Source organism: Micromonospora sp. NPDC049301 (assembly GCF_040678715.1).
In the GTDB taxonomy this organism is placed as follows: Bacteria; Actinomycetota; Actinomycetes; order Mycobacteriales; family Micromonosporaceae; genus Micromonospora.
Genome location: NZ_JBFAQO010000001.1, coordinates 152,533 through 173,774, shown reverse-complemented (window position 1 = coordinate 173,774; position 21,242 = coordinate 152,533). Strand labels below are relative to the sequence as shown.

Sequence of the window (21,242 nt, the reverse complement as noted above, 5' to 3'; positions counted from 1 at the left end):
GCAACGTCTCGGCGGGTCAGCGTGGGGCGATGACGATCTCCCGGTCCACCAGCTCGGTGGGGAGCGGCTGGCGCTCCAGCTCCCGCCCGGCCGGGTCGGCGAGGACGAAGTCGCGGTCCCCGGCCGAGCGCCGGTAGAGCAGCAGGTCGGCCGAGACCCAGACGGCGTCCTCGCTCGGCAGGGCCCGGACCACCCGGCCGGTGCCTACCTCGACCAGCAGCGGACCTGTCTGCCCCCGCACCACCACCAGCCCGCCGTCCGGCGACCAGGACCACGGCCCGGCGGGGTCGCCCGGCATCGCCAGGAACCGGGTGGGGCGACCGTCGTCGGCGGAGAAGAGCTGCACCCCGCGGCGGGCGTGCCGCACCGACTCCGAGCGCGGGGCGCCGGGGTCGGTCTGCTGGAGCACCACCTCCCGGCCGCCCCGGATCCAGGTGAAGAAGCAGTAGTCGGTGCAGAAGTATCGGTCGGTGTCCACCGGGAAGATCCGGAAGTCACCGCCGACGTTCAGGACGCCGAAATGCATCCCGCCCTCGTCCTTGTCGGTGATGGTCAGCACCAGCCGGCGTCCGTCCGGCGACCACTGCGGAGTCATGATTGGGCGGCCGGTCCGGAACCAGCGGGTCCGACCGGTCGCCATGTCGATCAGGCCGGTCTGCTGCGGTCGGGCCTCATCACCCACCGCCGTGACCGTGCCGGTCGGCGATGGCCAGAACTGGTCGTACTGCACTGCCGACACGTACCGGTTGCGACTGCGGTCCAGCACGTCGCCGGTCTGGAACTCGCGCTGGCCGAGCACCGCGGTGACCACCCATCCGCCAGGCAGACTCAGCGGCGCCGCCCGCCAGTCGCCAGCCGGCGTGGGCCGCACGGGCACCGGTGCGGTCGGCGTCGGGGGCGCGGGCTCCGGCGCGCCGATCGGGGACGGCGCGGTGGCGCGCAGCCACAGGTACGGCCCGGTCAGCGCCGCGACGGCGAACAGCGCCACCGCCGCGGTGGCAGCCCGCCGCCGGCCCCGCAGCCGGCGGCCCCGACGCAGCGCCGGACCGGCCAGGTCGGGCACCGCCCGGGCCTCGCCGGCGAGCTGGCGTACGGCGGCCCGCAGCTCGTCTTCGGCGACTTCGCTCATCGGTGCACCTCCGGTCGGCTGGCGAGATCGTCGAACGGCGGCACGAGTTGCCGCAGCTTGGCCAGCGCCTTGGACGCCTGGCTGCCGACCGTGCCGGACCGGCAGCCGAGCACGGCGGCGGTTTGCTCGACGCTGAGATCCTCCAGGTAGCGCAGGGTCAGTACGGCCCGCTGTCGGGGCGGCAGCATCAGCAGGGCGTCGCGCAACAGCAGCCGCAGGTCCGTCTCCTGCCCGCTGTCCCGGTCCGCGGCCCGCTCCGGCAGCACGGCCACCGGCACCTCCGGGCGGCGGGAGCGGCGCCGCCAGCCGGAGACCTGATCGTGGTAGAGAATCCGCCGGATGTACGGCTCGGCGTCGCCGCGGATACGGGGCCAGCGGGCGTACGCCTTGGCCAGGGCGTTCTGCAACAGGTCTTCCGCGCTGTGCTGGTTGCCGGTGAGGGCGTACGCGACCCGCAGCAGGGCGTCACCCCGCTCGTTGACGAACGTGGTGAACTCCCCGTCGGTCACCTCAGTCACCGTCCACCTCCGGTACCACAGACGCCGGCAAGCGCCGGAACTTTGCCTCACCGGGCTCACCGGCGTCGACCAGGGCGGCCCGGGTCGGCGACAATGGGCCGATGCGTTGGACCGTGCTCGACTCACCGATCGGCGAGTTCTCCGTGGCCAGCGACGGCGCGAGCGTCTGCGGCACCCATTTCGGTCGGGTCGAGGCAGCGGTCGACGAGCCCGACCACGCGTTGTCCCGGCAGGCCATCGCCGAGCTGCGGGCGTACTTCTCCGGCGAGCTGACCGGGTTCACCGTCCCGGTGTCGGTCCCGCGCGGATCGGAGTTCGAGCGGGCGGTGTGGCGGGAGATGACTCTGATCCCGTACGGCGAGACGCTGACGTACGGCGAGGTCGCACGCCGCGTCGGTGACCCAGGGGCGGCCCGGGCGGTGGGCGTGGCCTGCAACCGCAACCCGATCCCGGTCATCGTGCCGTGCCACCGCATCGTCGGTGCCGGTGGTCGACTGGTCGGGTTCGGCGGTGGCCTGCCCCGCAAGGTGCATCTGCTGGAGTTGGAGGCCCGGGTTGCCCTGCAACGCGCCTGGTCCTGAACCCATCGATCAGGACGGCGCGGGCAGGCAGCCGCCGTCGGCGATGGCGGCCGTGACCCCCTTCCTGGCGTGCCCCGACGCGGCGAGAGCCGGGCCCGTACGGGCCCGGCTCTCGACATGTCGCTGATCAGCGCGTCAGCGCTCGACCTCACCGGCGATGAACTCCTCCACGGCCTGGTGGGCGTCGTGGTCGGCGTACTGCACCGGCGGGGACTTCATGAAGTACGACGACGCCGACAGGATCGGGCCGCCGATCTTCCGGTCCAGCGCGATCTTCGCGGCGCGGACCGCGTCGATGATGACGCCGGCCGAGTTCGGCGAGTCCCACACCTCGAGCTTGAGCTCGGCGTTGAGCGGGGTGTCGCCGAACGAGCGGCCCTCCAGGCGGATGTACGCCCACTTGCGGTCGTCCAGCCACGGCACGTGGTCCGACGGGCCGATGTGCACGTCGCTCTTGCTCATCTCGTGCGGGATCTGCGAGGTGACCGACTGGGTCTTCGAGATCTTCTTCGAGACCAGCCGCTTGCGCTCCAGCATGTTCATGAAGTCCATGTTGCCGCCGAAGTTGAGCTGGTACGTGCGCAGCAGCTCGACACCGCGGTCCTCGAAGAGCTTCGCGAGCGCGCGGTGCACGATGGTGGCGCCGACCTGGCTCTTGATGTCGTCACCGACGATCGGCAGGCCGGCGTCGGTGAACTTCTGGGCCCACTCCGGGTCCGAGGCGATGAAGACCGGCAGGGCGTTGACGAACGCGCAGCCGGCGTCGATCGCGGCCTGGGCGTAGTACTTGGCGGCCTGCTCGGAGCCGACCGGGAGGTAGCAGACCACGACGTCGACCTGTGCGTCGCGCAGTGCCTGCGCCACGTCGACGGGGGTGGCGTCGGACTCCTCGACGATCTCGCGGTAGTACTGGCCCAGACCGTCGAAGGTCGGACCGCGCTGCACGCTGACGCCGGTCGGCGGCACGTCGCAGAGCTTGATGGTGTTGTTCTCGCTGGCGACGATCGCCTCCGCGAGGTCCATGCCCACCTTCTTGGCGTCCACGTCGAATGCCGCGACGAACTCCACGGCGTTGACGTGGTAGTCGCCGAAGGCGACGTGCATGAGACCCGGGACGCGGTCGTTCGGGTCGGCATTCCGGTAGTACTCGACGCCCTGAACAAGGGACGAGGCGCAGTTACCCACACCGACGATGGCGACGCGGACGGAGCCCATAGCGTCTGCCTCCTTCTTTTCTGTCACGGCCGCTCTTTCCTGGTCTCTCCAGGCGGAGGCGGGCTGTTGTCTTCTCGTCGGCCACCGGCCGTCCCGATGTGCGGGACCGTCGGGGCTCGGCCGGAGCGCTCGTTGGCGATGAGCTCCTCCAGCCAGCGGACCTCGCGCTCACAGGCGTCAAGGCCGTGGCGCTGCAGTTCCAGGGTGTAAGCGTCGAGGCGCTCGGCCGCCCGGCCCAGCACGTCGCGAAGCCCTTCGCGACGTTCCTCGATCTTGCGGCGGCGACCCTCCAGGATGCGCAGTCGGGTCGCCTGGTCGGTCCGGGCGAAGAACGCGAAGTGCACTCCGAAGCCCGTGTCGTCGTACGTCTCGGGCCCGGCCTGTGCGATCAGCTGGGCGAACCGTTCCTTGCCTTCCGCGGTGATTTTGTAGACCACCCGACCTCGTCGGCTGGTCAGCGCGGGAACCTCCTCGGCGGTGGCGGGCGTCTCGGCGGCTTCGGTGATCCATCCCGCCGCCTGCAACCTGCGCAGGGTCGGGTAGAGCGAGCCGTAGCTGATCGCCGCCCGGATCGCGCCGAGTTTGGCGGTCAGCTCCTTGCGCAGCTCATAGCCGTGCATCGGAGACTCCTGCAGGAGACCGAGGATGGCGAATTCAAGCACTGCGCCACCCTCTCTTTACCCCCGGCGCGGAGTGGTAACCGCCACGATGTATCGGACCGATACATCGCACGTTAGCGGGTCGCCGGGGTCAGGGCAAACCCTCGTTCCGAGATGCCGCCGTCACGGATCGTGACCGTGGTCGCCTGGTCGGTCCGGACCGCGTACCCTTCTCCGCATGCGTACGCAGCGCCAGGTCGTCGACTACTCGCTCCAGAAGCGAGCAGTGCTGCGTGAGCTCCTGGCGGGCCGGGTCGGCACGTACGACGTCTGCGACGCGTCGCCGTACCTGAAGAACGCTGCCCGGTTCCACGGCGAGCCGACCGATCGGCGCTGTCCCATCTGCCGCAGTGAGAACCTGACGCTCGTCCACTACATTTACGGGGACGAGCTCAAGCAGTCCGCCGGCCAGGCACGGACACTGGCCGAGCTTCCCGTACTGGCGATGACGCTGCGTGAGTTCCAGGTCTTCGTGGTGGAGGTGTGCCTCGGCTGTGACTGGAACCATCTGGTTGAGCAGTACCTGCTCGGCCGGGACGGTCTCACCGGCGACGGCGACGGCACCAGCGAGCAGGACGCGGCGGGCGCAGGTGGCGCCGGCCGGCGGAGGCGAGAGGCGCAACGGTGATCTCAGCTGGTTGGACCGGCCCCGGGGCCGCAGACATGACCCGGGACGGCCGACCGCTCGTTGGTCTGATTGGCCCGATTGATACTGCAATGACCCCGGTGAACCGGCACCCCCGTGCCGGCGTCCCGAGTGAAGCAACTCACGGCAACCCGGTGGCGGCGCAGTCGCGCCCCACCGCGACCGGCAGGGTGTGAGGAATGAACTCGTACGGCGATCCCAGTTCTGCGCGCGGGCGGGCCCAGTACCCGGGCCCGGACGGCGATCCCGGACCGGGCGCGGACGACGCGTACCGCCGACCCGGCGGTGACTCCGGTGGAAGCGGATGGTCGGCCTCGGCGTCGCCCGGTCGGGCCTCGGTGACACCGCGGGCCGCCGGTGGGCGGGCTTCGGTCGGTGGCTCGGCCGCGGTTCCGCCGCGCGGTGGTGCGGCCGCCGGATCCGCCTCGGTGGGTTCGGCCGCGGCGGGCCGGGCCGGGCGGGCCTCGGTGCCGGTGTCCCCGGCACCCGGCGTGGCCGCCGGCCGTGCTGGCGCGGGCCGGGCCTCGGTGCCCGTGTCCCCGGCGCCGGGCGCACCGGCCGGTCGGGCCACGGTCGGCGCCGCGTCCGTCGGCGCCGCCTCGGCGGGCCGGGCCAGTGTCGGGTCGGCATCCGTTGGCGGCCGGGCCGCGGTCGCCAGGGCGAGCGTCTCACCGGTCTCCGGCGGGCCGGGTGGTCCCGGCGGACCTGGCGGGCCGAACGGTCCTGGTCGCGGTGGTCGGGGTGGTCGCGGTTCGGGTGACCCGGTCGCGGCGGCCCGGGCGAAGAAGCGCAAGAGGATCAACCTGCTGATCGCCGGGTTCGCGGTCTTCATCATGCTCGCCGGCGTCGGCGTGGTCGGCTTCACCTACTACTCGACCAACGTGGTGCTGCCCGACGAGATCACCCCACCGCAGGCGACCACCCTGTACGCGTTCGACAACAAGACCCCGATCGCCAAGGTGGGCGATCAGAACCGCACCCTGGTCACCATCGACCAGATCCCGCAGCACGTGCAGGACGCCGTCGCGGCGGCGGAGGACCGGAACTTCTACCGGCACTCGGGTGTGGACTACAAGGGCATCGCGCGGGCCGGCTGGAACAACCTCTCCGGCGGCGACAAGCAGGGTGCGTCCACCATCACCCAGCAGTACGCGCGCAACGCCTACGACAACCTGAAGGACGACACCTACGCCCGGAAGGTGAAGGAGGCGATCCTCGCCTCCAAGCTCAACGACGAGTACACCAAGCCGCAGATCATGCAGCACTACCTCAACGTGATCTACTTCGGCCGGGGCGCCTACGGCATCGAGGCGGCGGCGCAGACCTACTTCGGCAAGTCGGTGAGCGCGCTCAAGCCCGACGAGGGCGCCGTGCTCGCCGCCCTGATCAAGCAGCCGGAGCCGAGCGCCACCCACCAGGGGTACGACCCGGCGGTCAACCCGACCGCCGCCCAGGATCGCTGGAACTACGTGATCGAGGGCATGGTCAAGGAGGGTTGGCTGGGTGCGCCCGGCAAGCCGGAGCGGCCGGTCGCGTACCCGAAGAACGTCAAGGCCCCGAAGAAGGGTGGCATCGGAGTCGACTTCGGCGTCGACACGCCGTACGGCAACGTCATCAACTACGTCCGGGAAGAGATGCGGGACAGGGGCATCTGCGTCGACAAGGAGACGCAGGTGACCGACACCAAGCCGCTCTGCTCCCAGGCGCTGATGGCCGGCGGTTACCGGATCCGCACCACCATCGACACCAAGATCCAGCAGGCGGCGGTCGAGACGGCCCAGCGCAAGTCCAAGGGCTCCGAGTTGGCGGACCAGCCGACCAACCTGATGGCCGCGGTGGTCGCGATCGACCCGAAGAACGGTCGCGTGCTCGCCTACTACGGCGGTGACAACGGCACCGGCACCGACTACGCCGGCAAGAACACCGACTCCACCGGGGCGATCAGCGGCGGCCACTCGCCCGGCTCGAGCTTCAAGATCTACACCCTGGCGGCCGCGCTCAAGGCCGGCAAGGCGCTCGAGTCCCGGTGGAAGGGCAAGGCATTCACGCCGGAGGGCACCAAGTTCAAGGTCAGCAACGCCGGCGTCGACAACCCGTCCTGCGGCAACTCGTGCACGCTCCGGGTGTCCACGCTCAAGTCGCTGAACGTGCCGTTCTACCACGTCACGGAGGAGATCGGCGCGGACAAGGTCGTCGAGATGGCCAAGCAGGCCGGCGTCACCACCATGTGGCGCACCGACACCAACCCGGCGAAGGCGTACGACCTGACGAAGTCCGACCCGAAGGACATCACGCCGGAGCCGTTCTTCAACGTGGTCGGCTACGGCCAGTACCCGATCACCGTGCTGGACCACGCCAACGGTGTGGCCACCTTCGCCAACGGCGGCGTCTACAACAAGGCGCACTTCCTCTACTCGGTGGAGAAGCAGAACCCGAACACCGGCAAGTGGGAAAAGGTGGCCAAGGGCAGCGAGAAACTCGACTCCCAGCCGCGCATCGAGAAGGACGTGGTGGCCGACGTGACGTCGGTGCTGAAGGACTACCCGGCCGCGGTCAACCACCGCCTCGAGGACGGTCGCAAGGCCGCCTCCAAGACCGGCACCTGGGAACTCAAGGGCGACAGCTCCGACAACGGTGATGCCTGGATGATCGGCTACACGCCGCAGTTGGCCACGGCGGTCTGGGTGGGCAACGTGGGGGCCCGGAAGCCACTGATCCTCAAGGACAAGCGCAAGGTCAGCGGCGGCAACCTCCCGGGCGACATCTGGGAGCGGTTCATGGACGAGGCGCTGAAGGGCAAGGACAAGCTCGAATTCCCGGCAGCGGCGAACATCGGCGACCCGGAGTCCGGCAACGGCGAGGCGGCACCGCCGCCCCCGCCGCCGCCGGGGGGTCTGCCCGGGCAGCCGGGCCAGCCGGGCCAGCCGGGCCAGGGTGCGCCTCCCTGTGACCCGCTCACCAACCCGTTCTGCCCGCGTACCGACGGCAACAACGGCGGTAACAACCCGAACGATCCTGGCCGGCCCGGCAACGGCAACGGCGGCAACGGCGGTGGGCTGCTACCCGGCCTGCCACCGAGCAACCGGGACTGACCCGCACCGCTGAACGCCGCCGCCGGCCGGACGAACTGTCCGGCCGGCGGCGGCGTTTTCCGTACGCCGATCCGCGCGCCGGGACGGGACGTGCACCCCGGTCGTACGGCAGGATGCCTCTTCATGAGCACCCAGTCGACGCCCGGCATCGACGACGCCGGAACCACCGACCACCCGTCCCGCTCCGACGGGTTCGTCCGCGGCATCTCCGGCGTGATCGGCGGGCCCCTGGGCGACCACGCGACGGCACTGGACCGGCCGGCCGGCGGGGAGCGCCGGTTCTGGACCGCCGTCCGGATCGTGCTGGCGCTGGCGTGCCTCACGCTCGCCCTGCACTGGGTGCAGAAGTCGCCGTGCCAGGACGGCGCCTGGCAGAACAACGTCCAGTACACCCGGTTCTGCTACACCGACGTGCTCGCCCTCTACTACGCCGAGGGGCTCAACGAGGGCAAGGTGCCCTACCGCGACCACCCCGTCGAGTACCCCGTGCTCACGGGCTACTTCATGGGGGCGCTGGGCCTGCCGGTGCACGCCCTCGGCGACGGTGACCCGAGCATCAACCAGGCCCAGTGGTTCTACAACCTCAACGCGCTGGTCCTGGGCGCACTCGCGGTGGCCACCGTGGCGGTGATCCTGGCGCTGCGCCGCCGACGACCCTGGGACGCGGCGCTGTTCGCGCTCGCCCCAGCGCTGCTGCTCACCGCCACCGTCAACTGGGACCTGCTCGCCATCGGCCTGGCCGCGTTCGGCCTGCTGGCCTGGGCCCGGAAACGACCGGCGTTGGCCGGCGTGCTGCTCGGCCTCGCCGGCGCGGCGAAGCTCTGGCCGCTGTTCATCCTCGGCCCGATCCTGGTGCTGGCGCTGCGCGCCGCCCGCATACGCGCCGCGCTCATCGCGGTCGGCAGCGCGGTCGCCGCCCTGGTGCTGGTGAACCTGCCGCCCGCTCTGGCGTACCGGGAGAACTGGGACCGGTTCTTCGAACTGAACAGCACCCGGCCCATCGACTGGGGCACGCTCTGGTACATCGGGCGCTACCTCGACGGCAAGGTCGGCGGCGACCCCACCCGCCTCGGCCCGTTCGAGTGGCTGAACGTCAACATCCCCACCCTCAACACCCTCTCGTACGCCCTGTTTGGCCTGGCCTGCCTCGGCGTGGCCGTCCTGGCGCTGCGGGCGCCGCGCCGACCGCGGCTGGCCCAGCTCGCCTTCCTGGTCGTCGCCGCGTTCCTCATCTTCAGCAAGGTCTGGTCCCAGCAGTTCGTGCTCTGGCTACTGCCACTGGTGGTGCTGGCCCGCCCGAAGTGGGGTGCCATCCTGGCCTGGCAGCTCGCCGAGGTCTGCTACTTCGTCGCCTTCTACGGGGAGCTGCTCGGCGCGGCGACCAGCCGGCCGGTCTTCCCGGAGGGCGTGTTCGTGCTGGCCGCCACGTTGCGGCTCACCACGGTGGTGGTGCTCTGCGTGCTGATCGTCCGGGAGATCCTGCACCCGGAACGGGACGCCGTGCGGGCCACCTATCCGGACGACCCGGACGGCGGCGTGCTCGACGGCGCGCCCGACAGCCCCTGGCTGGACCGCTGGCGCCGCCCGGCGAACAAACCCGCACCAGAGCCCGCCACCACCTGATCCGCGAACCCGCCCCGTCAGTAGCCAGCCACGTCAGAGCCGATAGACCACCGCGCCGTCGACCTCCTGTCGGCTGATGCCGAGGAGGTCGACCGGCGCGTCGATGCTGATCTCCCACGGCGTGCCGGCGACCTGCCCGCGCAGCAGCACCACCGTGCGGACGCCGAGCGTGCGCAGGTAGTCGACGCTGGTCTGGTCGGGGAACGACTGGGTGACCCGGCGGACGTCGTCGAGCTGACGCGGGGTGAAGCCGCTGCCACCGTTCACCACGTCCGGGAACCCGCCCGTGGACCAGAGCATCACGTGCTGGTCCAGGCTCTGGTTGCTGGGCAGCACCAGCAGCGGCCCCTCCACGGTCCGCAACGCTGCCGGTTGGGTCGGCACCACCGGATGCGGGGTGACGTTCAGGCCCTCGACGGTGACCAGCAGCAGCGGCAGCAGGGTGGCCAGGCGCAGCCACGGCCCCGGCCAGGACGGGATCCGCTGCGCGGCCAGCTCGCGGACCCGTTCGGTGAGGGCGGTGACCGCGCCCGCGGCCAGCAGGGCGAGCAGCAGCGTGGTCCAGAGCATCAACCGCCCGGGGGTACGCAGCGCGTTCCAGCCCGGCGCGTGCTCGAAGAGCGGGACGTAGGTGAAGGTGCCGTCGAAGAAGCGGGTGCCCATCGCGAAGGCCATGGTCACCAGCACCCCGGCGAGGAGCAGCAGCCGGTGGCGTAGCCGCCAGACCGAGAAAAGCAGCCCACCGGCGGCCAGCGCGTAGAGCACGAAGCCCGGCAGCAGGGTCATCTCCGGGTGCCACGGCAACGCCGCGCGGGCACCCTCGTGCAGCCCGCCCCAGATCCGCGACTCGGCGGGCGCGGTCACGAAACCGGACGCCGGCGGGGAGAAGATGCTGATGTCGCCGATCGTGCGCTCGGCGTACGGGTGCAGCTCGGTCACCTGGAAGTACGGGATCGCCATCAGCAGACCCACCCCGGCGAAGAGCAGCCCGCCGACCACGTCGGCGACGAGCAGCCGGCGGCCGAACGGCAGGGCCTGGCCGGTCCGCAGCCGCCGCGCGTAGAACAGGACGGCGGCTACCAGCACCGCGCCGGCCAGGAAGTACGCGAACGGCAGGCCGATGCCGAAACCGAGGCTGAGCTGCCAGGCCGCCACCAGCCAGCCGGCGTACACCCAGCCGTCGTGCCGACGCTCGGGCCGGTACCCGTGCCGCAGCGACCAGCCGTGCCCACGCGCCAGCATGGCCAGCGCCAGCGGGATCCCGCCGTTGGAGAGCACGTGCAGGTGCCCGGCCTGGGCCAGCAACCACGGCGCATAGGTGTAGGCGACACCGGCGACCGCCGCGCCGATCCGGCCCGCGCCGAGTTGCCGGGCCAGCGCGTACGCCCCGAGCGTGGCGAGCGCGTGCGCCAGCACGAACATGATGTTGTAGCGCAGCACCGCGTCCTCGGGGCCGCTGCCCAGCATCCCGGCCGGGGCGTAGCCGAGCAGGGTGTCGGAGAACGCGAAGCTCCACAGCTCGGGGAAGAACGTGTTGGACTGCCACAGGCGCGCCGGCTCGGTCAGCAGGATGTGCCCCGACCAGGCCATCTGCCATGCCTGCAGGCTCGGGTCCCAGTAGTCCTGCGGGAGGGTGTAGCGCGGGTAGCGCAGCGTGGGCCAGGTCATCAGCACGGCCAGCGCCAGCGCACCGAGGCTCGCGAGGGTCCACTCGTGGATCAGGAGCCGGCCCACGGCGCGCGCCGCCCGGCTGAATCGGGAGGGCACCGGCTCCGGCGCGGAGGCGAAAGCATCCCAGCGCTCGGATCCCGCCGACTTCACCTCACCATCGGTCTTGGTCGAGCTGTCGGCGTCGCTGGCCTTCTCGCCCCTGGTCGTGTCGCCGCCCTCGGCCGAATCGTCCTCGGCCGCGTCGGCCTTGCCCACGCTGTCCCTGGCCCGGCCGCCCTCGGCCGCGCCGTCCCTGCTCGCGCCGTCCGTGACCGCGCCGTCCATGACCGCGCTGCCCGCGGCTGTGCTCGGCTTGGGGCTGTCGTTCTTCGTGGCGTCGGGCTTCGGGTCGCCGTTCGTGGGGGTGGCGGCTTTCGTACCGTCGGCCGTGCGGGCGCTGGTCGTCGTGCCGTCGCCCCTGGCCGGGCGGTCCGTGCCGGCAGCGGCGGGCGTGGTGTCGGAGGCCGTGGCGGCGGTGCGTGCCGCCGGGGTGGGGGTGCCCGCGGCGGTCGGAGTCGCCGGTCGGATCGTGGCGTCCCCCGCGGAGGTGGGCCGGGCGCTCCCGGTCCCGGACTGGCCGGTCGTCATGCTGCGGTGCTCTCCGTCCCGAGCTGCTCGCGGAGGAAGTCGATGTCGGCGGCCTGGCCGGCGACGCCTCCCGGAGTCTCCACGACCACCGGCGCCCCGGCCGCCCGGATCACCGCGACGACAAGCTCCGGGTCGATCGTCCCGCCGCCGAGGTTGTCGTGCCGGTCCTGGCCGGAGTTGAACCCGCCCTTCGAGTTGTTGGCGTGTACCAGGTCGATCCGCCCGGTGATCGCCTTGACCCGGTCGACCAGGCCGAGCAGCTCCTCGCCGCCGGCGTACGCGTGGCAGGTGTCCAGGCAGAAGCCGACCTCGTGGTCGCCGATGGCGTCCCAGAGGCGGGCCAGCGCGTCCAGCCGGCGGGCGCACGCGTTGTCGCCGCCGGCGGTGTTCTCGATCAGGACGGGGACGCCGAAGCCGCCGGAGTCGGCGGCGTACGCGAACGTCTTGCGCCAGTTGTCGAAGCCGACGGCCAGGTCGTCCCCGGCGTTGACGTGCCCGCCGTGGACGATGAGGCCCTTGGCGCCGATCGCGGCGGCCGCGTTCGCGTGCCCGAGCAGCAACTTGCGGCTGGGGATCCGGATGCGGTTGTTCAGGGTGGCCACGTTGATGACGTACGGCGCGTGCACGTAGAGGTCGACCTCGGCGGCGCGCAGCCGTTCGGCGTCCTCCCGGGGCTTGGGCGCCTTCCACCCCTGCGGGTCGGAGAGGAAGAACTGCACGGTGTCGGCGGACCGGGCGGCCGCCTCCGCCAGCGGGTCGGTGGAATCGACGTGGGCTCCGATACGCATGCGAGCGAGCCTACGTCGCGACCCCGACGGGTGGGGCGACGGCCGGGGCGGTGTCGCCGTCAGCGGCGTCACCGAACGGACCGACAGTCGTTGATGGGATTGAGCCGGCGGCCAGCGTCCGGTGCCGTCGGTGGCGAACGCCGGGTACGGCAACCGTGGGTCGACGGACCGACAGCGAGGCCAGCCCCGACGCGCGGCCCGGCGCGGCGGGGCTGGCCCCCTCGGCAAAGCAGATCCGGCCCGATGAAGAATCTCGGAAATTTGTGCCTTTTCCCCCGACAAGGTACAAGACCCGTTGTATCGTCAGATAACAACACGATAAAGCTCCGCGGGGCGTCCCCGGTCCAACCTCATCGGTGTGGTCGTTCCTCCCCAGGTCCCACCCAAGGAATGCGGACGGGACGCCCCGCGGCCTCGTTGACGGGGGTCCACCACCGGCCGGTGACGGTCGGGCGGTGGGCCCCCGTCGGCACGTCCGCGCGTTGGGCCCACCACCACGGGCATGATCGTCCGGACCGGGTATCCTGGTCCGGTTGTCCGCGTCCGGCCGGGTTCCCCCGGTACGTGCGGGCAGCGACGCACGACCTCCTGCCACGGAAGGACCGTGGCCGCTTAGCCCACAGGAGGTGAGCACGTCTTGCGTCATTACGAGATCATGGTGATCCTCGACCCCAGCCTCGAGGAACGCACCGTCGCCCCGTCGCTCGACACGTACCTGAACGTGATCCGGACCGCGGGTGGCTCGGTTGAGAAGACCGACGTGTGGGGCCGCCGGCGCCTCGCGTACGAGATCAACAAAAAGGCCGAGGGCATCTACGCCGTCGTCGACCTGCAGGCCACGCCTGCCGCGGTGGCCGAGCTGGACCGTCAGCTCCGGCTCAACGAGTCCGTGCTGCGCACCAAGGTCATCCGGCCGGAGATGCGCTAAGCATTCAACCCGGTTCGCCCGGATCAGCCTCCGCGGCTCTGTCATACGGCTCTGCGAGCCTGTACGACGAGACGCTGAGTGCGCGAGGAGATGGTCATGGCAGGAGACACCACCATCACGGTCATCGGCAACCTGACCGATGACCCCGAGTTGCGGTTCACCCCCTCCGGGGCGGCGGTCGCCAAGTTCCGAGTCGCCTCGACGCCCCGATTCATGGACAAGGCGTCGGGCGAGTGGAAGGACGGCGAGCCGCTGTTCCTCGCTTGCACCGTGTGGCGGCAGGCCGCCGAGCACGTCGCCGAGTCGCTGCAGCGCGGCGCTCGGGTGATCGTGTCGGGCCGGCTCCGTCAGCGGTCCTACGAGACCCGCGAGGGTGAGAAGCGCACTGTCATCGAGCTCGAGGTCGACGAGATCGGCCCGTCGCTGCGCTACGCCACGGCGAAGGTGCAGAAGATGTCCCGCTCCGGCGGTGGCGGTGGCGGCTTCGGTGGCGGTAGCGGTGGCGGTGGTGGCCAGGGTGGCGGCGGAGGCAACTTCGACGACCCCTGGGCTTCGGCCGCACCCTCTCCCGCGCGTGCCGGTTCGGGCGGCAACTTCGACGAGGAGCCCCCGTTCTAATGGCGCCGAGCGCCCGCGATCGCAAACCAGGAGCACGAGCAATGGCCAAGGCTGCGGCACTTCGCAAGCCGAAGAAGAAGGTGAACCCGCTCGACAAGGACGGGATCACCTACATCGATTACAAGGACACCGCGCTGCTGCGCAAGTTCATCTCCGACCGCGGCAAGATCCGCGCTCGGCGGGTGACCGGCGTGACCTCGCAGCAGCAGCGGCAGATCGCCCGTGCGGTCAAGAACGCCCGTGAGATGGCGCTCCTGCCGTACACGGCCACCACCCGCTGAGAGGAGGCACCGATATGAAGATCATCCTGACTCAGGAAGTGTCCGGCCTCGGTGCCCCGGGCGACATCGTCGAGGTCAAGGACGGCTTCGGCCGTAACTACCTGCTGCCGCAGGGCTTCGCGATCGCCTGGACCAAGGGCGCGGAAAAGCAGGTCACGGTCATCAAGCGGGCCCGCTCGGCCCGTGAGATCCGCGACCTCGACCACGCGAACGAGGTCAAGGGTCAGCTCGAGGGTCTCAAGGTCAACCTGAAGGCCCGCGCCGGCGACGGCGGTCGGCTCTTCGGCTCGGTCACTTCGGCCGAGATCGTCGACGCCGTCAAGGCCTCCGGCGGCCCGGTCCTCGACCGGCGCCGGCTGGAGGTGCCCGGTCACATCAAGTCGACCGGCACCTACCCGGTGAAGATCAAGCTGCACCCCGAGGTGACCGCGTCGTTCAACCTGAACGTCGTTCAGGGCTGACGCCAGCGACACCACGACGAGGGCCCGTACCGAGCGATCGGTGCGGGCCCTCGTGCGTACCGGCGTCGGGCCCGCGCCCGGTCAGCCGATCGGCTGACCGGTCACCGCGCTGATCAGCACCGTGGAGAGGCCCCCGCCCACCACCGCCGCAGCGAGCGCGATGGTGGCGGAACGCCACGTGGTGCCGACCCGGCGCAGCAGCGCCGCCACCACCAGACTGCTCACCAGTGCCAGCCCGAAACGGGGCGAGCCGGCGAGCAACGCCGCCAACGCACGCGACCGGGGCGAGTCACACCCACCCCCGCTGATGTCGGTGACGCACCCCGCCGGCGCCTGACTGTCCAGAGTCAGCAGCCAGACGAAGACCAGCACCGCCGGCACCAGGTAACAGGCGGCGGTGTACAGCAGCGGCCGGACGGACCCACCGGGATCCGGGTCGAGCAGGTCGTCCTCCAGGCGTCGGGCCCAGCCGCCCGTCGCCACGGACTCGACCCGCCGACGTACGGACGCCGTCCCGACCTGGGCCTGGTCCACCCGACGCCGTTGCACACCACCCTGCGGTACCGGCGCACCGCGCGGCGCGGGTGCGGTCCGCGGACGCGGGGCCGTGTACCCGACCACCGGCGACCGGGGCGCCGACGTCGGCGGATCCATCCAGCGGGGATCGTCACCGGCCAGCCGGGTGCCCGACCAGAACCGGTCGTCCCGGCTCGGCCAACCCTCCGACGCCGCCGACCGGTCGGAGCGGGGCGGCACCGTCCGGTCCCACTGGTCGTCCTCGATCGCGGACCGCTCCCACTGGCCCGTGCGGTCGGACCGTTCCCAACCACCGATGCTCTCCGCCTGCGCCCACTGGCCACTCAGGTCCGTGGCGTCCGCATCGGCCACCGGCGGCCACGCCTGCACGCCCGAGGCGTCCCAGGGGTCCACCGCAGGCGCGTACGACGGGTCAGGCTCGGACGCCCGTTCGGCACCGCGCTCCCACGGGTCGACCGCCGGGCGGGCCCAGGACTCCTCCGCCGCACGGCGGCTGCGCCGGCTCGGCCGGTCCGCGTCCCGACGGGGCGCCGGCTCGGCCGGGGCGGGCTCCAGGTCACCGCCGGACCAGATCACCTGCGGACGGCCCGCGGGCGCACGGCGGGGACGGCGGTCCGGGACCGCGCCCGAGACCGGCTCCTCCTCCGCCGAGTTGGCGCGCCGGCGCCCCGCGTACCCCTGATCCTGTGGACGGTCGAGCGTCCACTCCCCGGTGTGGTCCGAGTCGGGCGCAGGCCCGATCGCCGGTCGCTCCCGCCAACTCGTCTCGCTGACCCGCCGGCGGGCGCTCGTCGTCTCGCTGGCCCGCCAGCCTGCCCCGGAACTCGGCAGCTCGGGCTCGGCCTCGTCGTCGTCATCCGGCGCGGCGTGGCGGCCACCGCCGTCAGCGTGCCGGACCCCCGACTCCAGAGCCCAACGGGGCAGGTAGGCGTCGACCGGCTCGTCCTGCCCCCGGTCCAGTGCACGCCGACGACTGGAGGTGCGATAGCGCGCGTCCTCGTCGTACGGATCGACCGGAAGGGACGGCATGCGCTCACCCCACGAGGCGGTCGGCTGGCGCTCGCGCGGGCTGCCCTCCCCGCGTCCCCAGTCCCGGTAACTCACGGCCGGAGTGTGACCCTTCTGAACCGAAAGCGTAATCCGCTGTCCAGGTGTAGCCGTTCGCTGGAGATAGTACGGGACGATCGTGTCACAGGCCCGACCGAAATATTCTCCTCCACAGGCTGGGGATCGCATATCCGCAGGTCAGCGAGGTATGGCGAGGAATTCCCCAACCGTTGTCCACAGGCTGTGCACACGCTGCGCACATGCTCGTCCACCGACATCCACAGGTTGTCCCGAGGCTCGTCCACCGGCGCTGTTGAGTCGCTGACCTCGGGGTCCGTATGGTTGGCCCCCGACCGCCGGCGCGATGGCCCCCGATCGACCGGCCCGGTCGGACGGAACTGTCGTACCCGGGCGATAGAGCTGGGATCGGATCCGGCGCAGTGGAGGGGGGACCCGTGTCGGTCACCGACGACATGCGGGCGGAGCCGCGCTCCGGCGGCCAGCCGCCTGCGCAGCGCGACGGCCAGTTCGACAAGACACCGCCCCAGGATGTCGCAGCCGAGCAGTGCGTCCTCGGCGGCATGCTGCTCTCCAAGGACGCCATCGCCGACGTCGTCGAGATCCTCAAGACCAACGACTTCTACCGGCCCGTGCACGCCACCATCTTCGACATCATCCTGGACATCTACGGCCGGGGTGAGCCGGCCGACTCGATCACCGTGGCCGCGGCCCTCGCCGACTCCGGCGACCTGGTACGCGTCGGCGGCGCCCCCTACCTGCACACCCTCATCGCCAGCGTGCCCACCGCCGCGAACGCCGCCTACTACGCGCGGATCGTCAGCGAGCGGGCGGTGCTGCGCCGGCTGGTCGAGGCCGGCACCAAGATCGTGCAGTTGGGCTACGGCACCGCGAGCGGCGGCAGCCGCGACGTCGACGACGTCGTGGACCTCGCCCAGCAGGCCGTCTACGACGTCACCGAACGCAGGGTCAGCGAGGACTTCGCCGTCCTGGCCGACATGTTGCAGCCCACGCTGGACGAGATCGAAGCCGTGGGTGCGCAGGGCGGGATGATGACCGGCGTCCCGACCGGCTTCACCGACCTGGACCGGCTGCTCAACGGCCTGCACGCGGGTCAGCTCATCATCGTTGCCGGCAGGCCCGGTCTGGGCAAATCGACCGCAAGTATGGATTTTGCCCGAAATGCCGCTATCCGCGCCAACCAGGCGGCAGCCATTTTCTCGCTGGAAATGAGCAAGGTCGAGATCGTCATGCGGCTGCTCTCCGCCGAGGCGCGGGTGCCGCTGCACGTGCTGCGCAGCGGGCAGCTCTCCGACGACGACTGGACCAAGCTGGCCCGGTGCATGGGCGAGATCAGCGAGGCGCCTTTGTTCGTCGACGACACGCCGAGCATGAACCTGATGGAGATCCGGGCCAAGGCCCGTCGGCTCAAGCAGCGGCACGACCTCAAGATGATCGTGGTCGACTACCTCCAGCTGATGACCTCGCCCAAGCGGACCGAGAGCCGGCAGCAGGAGGTCGCGGACCTCTCCCGTGGCCTCAAGCTGCTGGCCAAGGAGGTCGAGTGCCCGGTGATCGCGGTTAGCCAGCTGAACCGTGGCCCCGAGCAGCGCACCGACAAGCGCCCCCAGCTGTCCGACCTCCGTGAATCAGGTTGCCTCACCGCGGATACCCGAGTGGTGCGTGCCGATGACAACACCGAGATCACTCTCGGTGAGTTGTTGGCCAACAGCGCCAAGGACATTCCAGTCTGGTCGCTGGACGAAAGCCTGCGCTACACCCCCCGCACCATGACCCACGTCTTTCCGAGCGGGCATCGCGAGGTGTTCCGGCTGACCCTCGCGTCGGGCAAGCAGGTCGACGCAACCGCGAACCATCCGTTCCTCGCGTTCACCGGGTGGGTGCCTCTCGGCGAGCTCGCGGTGGGAGATCGCATCGCCACGCCACGCCATCTACCGCCCCCGATGGCCATCCGGCCGTGGGCCGACGCGGAGGTCGTGATGTTGGCGCACCTGCTCGGCGACGGATCTTTCGTGCGGCACCAACCGATCCGGTATGCGAGCCGTGACGAGCTGAATCTGCAGGCAGTGTCGGAAGCGGCGAAGCACTTCGGGATCTCGGCCGTCCGCGACGACCACGAGGCCGCGAGGGTGACCACCCTTCGGCTCCCCGCGCCCTATCGGCTGGCGCGTGGTCGGCGTAACCCGATCGCGGCGTGGCTGGACGACCTGGGCCTCTTCGGCTTGAGATCGCATGAGAAGTTCCTCCCCTCGACCGTCTTCAGCCTGCCCAAGGAGCAGATCACCACCTTCTTGCGGCACCTCTGGGCCACGGACGGCTCGGTGACCGTCAACAGCTCAGGTCGCGGTGGGCGTGTCTATTTCGCGTCCACGAGCCGCCGAATGCTCGAGGACATTTCTCGGCTACTCCTCAGGTACGGCATCACGGCCCGGCTGAAGGTCGTACCGGTGACGGGACACCGCCCGCAGTACACGCTCGACATCTCCGGTCGGGATGACCAGCTGAGGTTCCTGCGCGAGATCGGCGTCCATGGGCAGCGTTCAGAGGGCTGCGCTGCTCTGCTCGCCGCGCTGGAGTTGACCCAGAGCAATACCAATGTCGACACCGTGCCCCGCGAGGTGTGGACCAGGGTGAAGGAGATCCTGGTCGAGCAGAGGATGACCCACCGTGAGTTCGCGAAGTCACTTGGCACCCAGTTTTGCGGCAGTACCCTCTGGAAGCACGCGCCCAGCCGCTCCCGGCTGGCGGCGGTTGCCTCCGTCCTCGACGCAGCCGACCTGGACCTGCACGCCACCAACGACATCTTCTGGGACTCGATCGTGTCCATCGAGTCGATCGGTGAGCAAGAGGTGTTCGACGCGACCGTGCTCGGGAAGCACAACTTCATCGCCAACGGCATCGCCACCCACAACTCGATCGAGCAGGACGCCGACGTGGTCATCCTGCTGCACCGCGACGACTACTACGACAAGGAGTCGCCGCGTGCTGGGGAGGCGGATTTCATAATTGCCAAGCATCGGAATGGGCCGACTGACACGGTGACCGTCGCGGCCCAGTTGCATCTCTCTCGATTCGTGGACATGGCGATCGTATGACAAGTGCGGCTTTTCGTCTGTCGCCCCCACAAATCGAGGATGTCCTCCGACGGGCGAAAACAGGCGAGAGCCTCACGCGCATCGCCGAGTCTTACGGTGTCAGCAGGCAGGCGATCCGCGGCCTACTGCGACGGCGAGGGGTGCCGGCGCGGGCGGTGGGGAAGTTGACCGATCCGGAACGATCGGAGGCCGTGCGCCAGTACTCCGAAGGGCTGTCCCTGACCGAGGTGGCGAAGAACTTCGGACTCACGGAGCCGGGAATGCGCGGCTTGTTGGTTCGCCGCGGTGTGGTCCTTCGACGGACCGTTCACACGCTTCGCCACGACGCGTTCGACCTGCTCACTCCGGAAGCCTGCTACTGGCTCGGGTTTCTCTTCGCGGACGGGTGCGTGGCGTATCGCCCCGGTCATCTCCCGCAGATCTCCGTAGGACTCGCCCAGCGGGACCGCGACCATCTTGTCTCGCTGCGAACTTTCCTGGGATCGAGCAGCAGCATTTCCGCGCCGAGCCCTACACACGGATCGTGCCAGTTCTCAGTGCGCTCGGCCCGCTTGGCTGAGCGTCTGGTGGCGTTGGGAAGGTACGAGGGTCCGATCGGCGAACGACTGGACGAGTCACGGGACTTTTGGCGCGGCGTCGTTGACGGAGACGGATCAATTGCCACATATCGCCGACCCGCTCCGAGCTTATCCACTTTCGCCCAGTTCAGATTGGTGGGCAGCCAGCGTCTGCTCGCGGCTTTCGTCGCCTTCCTCACACGGCACGAGATCCACGGTCTTGCTGTTCGGCCGCACAAGACGATCTACACAGTTGGAACCACGTGCGGGCCGGCCCAGAAGATAGTTGCTCTGCTGTACTCGGGCGCGACAGTCGCACTTGCGCGCAAAGCGGAGGCAGCCAGGAGGATGGTGGGTGCCTCATCGTCCGCGGCCGTCCCGCTCAGCCGAGCAGCGGAAACCAGCCCGCCGACTCGCCCAGCTCCAACCGGTCCCGGTCGGTGAGCGGGAGACGCCCGGTGGCCTTCAACAGGAACTCGTGGTCGTCCCAGCCGGTGGGGCGGACCGCGTCGTCGCTCATCAGGCCGTCCATGGTCGCCACCGCGACCCGTACCGCCAGGGGCCCCGGTGCTGGGGCGTCGGGCAGTTCCGGTGTCAGGTCCAGGTGGTGGACGACGGCTTCGGTGGTCAGGGTGGCGAGGAGGTCCGGCACACGCAGCACGTGCCCCTGCGTGGTCACGTACCCCGTCGGGTCGGCTGCCGTGGCGGCCCGGACCGCTGCCGGTGCGATCTCTTCCCAGAGCTGGACGATCCCGGCCGGGCGGTCGAAGGCGGCGGCCGATCGGCGGATCCACCAGGCGTGCCGGGCGTCGTCAGCGCCGCCGGACGGGAAGCCGCGCCAGTAGCTCACGTCGTCCACGTCGGCGGGGCCGTCGGCCGGACTCGCCAGTGCGACCAGGGCCCGCTGGGCATCGCCGAGCAGGTGGAAGAGCAGGTCCGCCACGAGCCAGCCTCGGCAGCGGGTAAGTCGTTGCAGGTCAGCGTCGTCCCGGCCGTGGACCACCGCGGTGATTCCGTCGTACGCCTGGGCCAGCGCCTCGGCCTGCCGGATCGCGCTCATGCGATGCAGCCTCGCACGGACCCTCCCGCCGGCCAACCGTTGGTGACGGTGGCGGTGGTCGAAGTGCCCG

17 protein-coding genes are annotated in these 21,242 nt (G+C 70.5%); 9 read left to right on the top strand and 8 right to left on the bottom strand.

Annotated elements, in window-relative coordinates; all coding sequences use genetic code 11:
* Window positions 1-16 precede the first annotated feature (16 nt).
* Complete coding sequence (locus AB0K07_RS00850) at window positions 17-1,129, bottom strand: hypothetical protein (RefSeq protein WP_363749933.1); 1,113 nt, start codon at window positions 1,127-1,129, stop codon at window positions 17-19.
* The gene (locus tag AB0K07_RS00845) at window positions 1,126-1,647 is read right to left on the bottom strand and encodes a SigE family RNA polymerase sigma factor (protein WP_363749931.1); all 522 of its coding nucleotides are present in this window, start codon (window positions 1,645-1,647) and stop codon (window positions 1,126-1,128) included. The genes AB0K07_RS00850 and AB0K07_RS00845 overlap by 4 nt, the downstream gene beginning before the upstream one ends.
* A gap of 101 nt (window positions 1,648-1,748) precedes the next feature.
* On the opposite strand from AB0K07_RS00845, the gene AB0K07_RS00840 reads away from it, so the two are divergent.
* A complete protein-coding gene (locus tag AB0K07_RS00840; protein ID WP_363749929.1) occupies window positions 1,749-2,228 on the top strand; it encodes a methylated-DNA--[protein]-cysteine S-methyltransferase in 480 nt (159 codons plus the stop codon).
* Window positions 2,229-2,363: 135 nt separating this feature from the next.
* On the opposite strand, the gene AB0K07_RS00835 is transcribed toward AB0K07_RS00840, so the two are convergent.
* Together AB0K07_RS00835 and AB0K07_RS00830 are read right to left on the bottom strand one after the other, a co-directional pair.
* Window positions 2,364-3,443 carry an inositol-3-phosphate synthase gene (locus AB0K07_RS00835; protein ID WP_363749927.1) on the bottom strand — a complete coding sequence of 360 codons (1,080 nt, stop codon included), beginning with the start codon at window positions 3,441-3,443 and terminating at the stop codon, window positions 2,364-2,366.
* Window positions 3,444-3,466: 23 nt separating this feature from the next.
* On the bottom strand, window positions 3,467-4,105 hold the full coding sequence (locus AB0K07_RS00830; RefSeq protein WP_354967115.1) for a PadR family transcriptional regulator: 639 nt from the start codon (window positions 4,103-4,105) through the stop codon (window positions 3,467-3,469).
* Window positions 4,106-4,280: 175 nt separating this feature from the next.
* On the opposite strand from AB0K07_RS00830, the gene AB0K07_RS00825 reads away from it, so the two are divergent.
* From AB0K07_RS00825 to AB0K07_RS00815, 3 genes are all read left to right on the top strand, one after another.
* Window positions 4,281-4,730, top strand: a complete 450-nt coding sequence (locus tag AB0K07_RS00825; RefSeq protein WP_363749925.1) for a DUF5318 domain-containing protein — start codon at window positions 4,281-4,283, stop codon at window positions 4,728-4,730.
* A 197-nt stretch (window positions 4,731-4,927) separates the two neighbouring features.
* On the top strand, window positions 4,928-7,840 hold the full coding sequence (locus tag AB0K07_RS00820) for a transglycosylase domain-containing protein (RefSeq protein ID WP_363749923.1): 2,913 nt from the start codon (window positions 4,928-4,930) through the stop codon (window positions 7,838-7,840).
* A 123-nt stretch (window positions 7,841-7,963) separates the two neighbouring features.
* A complete protein-coding gene (locus AB0K07_RS00815; RefSeq protein ID WP_363749921.1) occupies window positions 7,964-9,463 on the top strand; it encodes a glycosyltransferase 87 family protein in 1,500 nt (499 codons plus the stop codon).
* 33 nt (window positions 9,464-9,496) lie between these two features.
* Here AB0K07_RS00815 and AB0K07_RS00810 read toward each other — a convergent pair whose 3' ends face one another.
* Together AB0K07_RS00810 and AB0K07_RS00805 are read right to left on the bottom strand one after the other, a co-directional pair.
* On the bottom strand, window positions 9,497-11,761 hold the full coding sequence (locus tag AB0K07_RS00810) for a hypothetical protein (protein ID WP_363749919.1): 2,265 nt from the start codon (window positions 11,759-11,761) through the stop codon (window positions 9,497-9,499).
* Window positions 11,758-12,549, bottom strand: coding sequence for a deoxyribonuclease IV (locus AB0K07_RS00805; protein WP_363749917.1), 792 nt, complete (start codon window positions 12,547-12,549; stop codon window positions 11,758-11,760). The genes AB0K07_RS00810 and AB0K07_RS00805 overlap by 4 nt, the downstream gene beginning before the upstream one ends.
* A 637-nt stretch (window positions 12,550-13,186) precedes the next feature.
* On the opposite strand from AB0K07_RS00805, the gene rpsF reads away from it, so the two are divergent.
* The 4 genes from rpsF to rplI all read left to right on the top strand — a co-directional run bounded on the left by rpsF (window position 13,187) and on the right by rplI (window position 14,837).
* Window positions 13,187-13,477, top strand: coding sequence for a 30S ribosomal protein S6 (rpsF, locus tag AB0K07_RS00800; protein WP_007073791.1), 291 nt, complete (start codon window positions 13,187-13,189; stop codon window positions 13,475-13,477).
* A 78-nt stretch (window positions 13,478-13,555) separates the two neighbouring features.
* On the top strand, window positions 13,556-14,095 hold the full coding sequence (locus tag AB0K07_RS00795; RefSeq protein ID WP_172899022.1) for a single-stranded DNA-binding protein: 540 nt from the start codon (window positions 13,556-13,558) through the stop codon (window positions 14,093-14,095).
* 41 nt (window positions 14,096-14,136) lie between these two features.
* On the top strand, window positions 14,137-14,376 hold the full coding sequence (gene rpsR / locus AB0K07_RS00790; RefSeq protein ID WP_013289355.1) for a 30S ribosomal protein S18: 240 nt from the start codon (window positions 14,137-14,139) through the stop codon (window positions 14,374-14,376).
* Window positions 14,377-14,390: 14 nt separating this feature from the next.
* The gene (gene rplI / locus AB0K07_RS00785) at window positions 14,391-14,837 is read left to right on the top strand and encodes a 50S ribosomal protein L9 (protein ID WP_089018430.1); all 447 of its coding nucleotides are present in this window, start codon (window positions 14,391-14,393) and stop codon (window positions 14,835-14,837) included.
* An 81-nt stretch (window positions 14,838-14,918) separates the two neighbouring features.
* Here the strand turns inward: rplI and AB0K07_RS00780 are convergent, their stop codons facing one another.
* Window positions 14,919-16,478: a hypothetical protein gene (locus tag AB0K07_RS00780; RefSeq protein WP_363749916.1), complete on the bottom strand. Its 1,560-nt coding sequence runs from the start codon at window positions 16,476-16,478 to the stop codon at window positions 14,919-14,921.
* A 383-nt stretch (window positions 16,479-16,861) separates the two neighbouring features.
* On the opposite strand from AB0K07_RS00780, the gene AB0K07_RS00775 reads away from it, so the two are divergent.
* Window positions 16,862-19,555 (top strand): replicative DNA helicase, encoded by a 2,694-nt coding sequence (locus AB0K07_RS00775; protein WP_363749914.1) that lies wholly within the window; start codon window positions 16,862-16,864, stop codon window positions 19,553-19,555.
* A gap of 939 nt (window positions 19,556-20,494) precedes the next feature.
* Here the strand turns inward: AB0K07_RS00775 and AB0K07_RS00770 are convergent.
* Window positions 20,495-21,172: a maleylpyruvate isomerase N-terminal domain-containing protein gene (locus AB0K07_RS00770; RefSeq protein ID WP_363749913.1), complete on the bottom strand. Its 678-nt coding sequence runs from the start codon at window positions 21,170-21,172 to the stop codon at window positions 20,495-20,497.
* Between the last annotated feature and the right edge of the window lie 70 nt (window positions 21,173-21,242).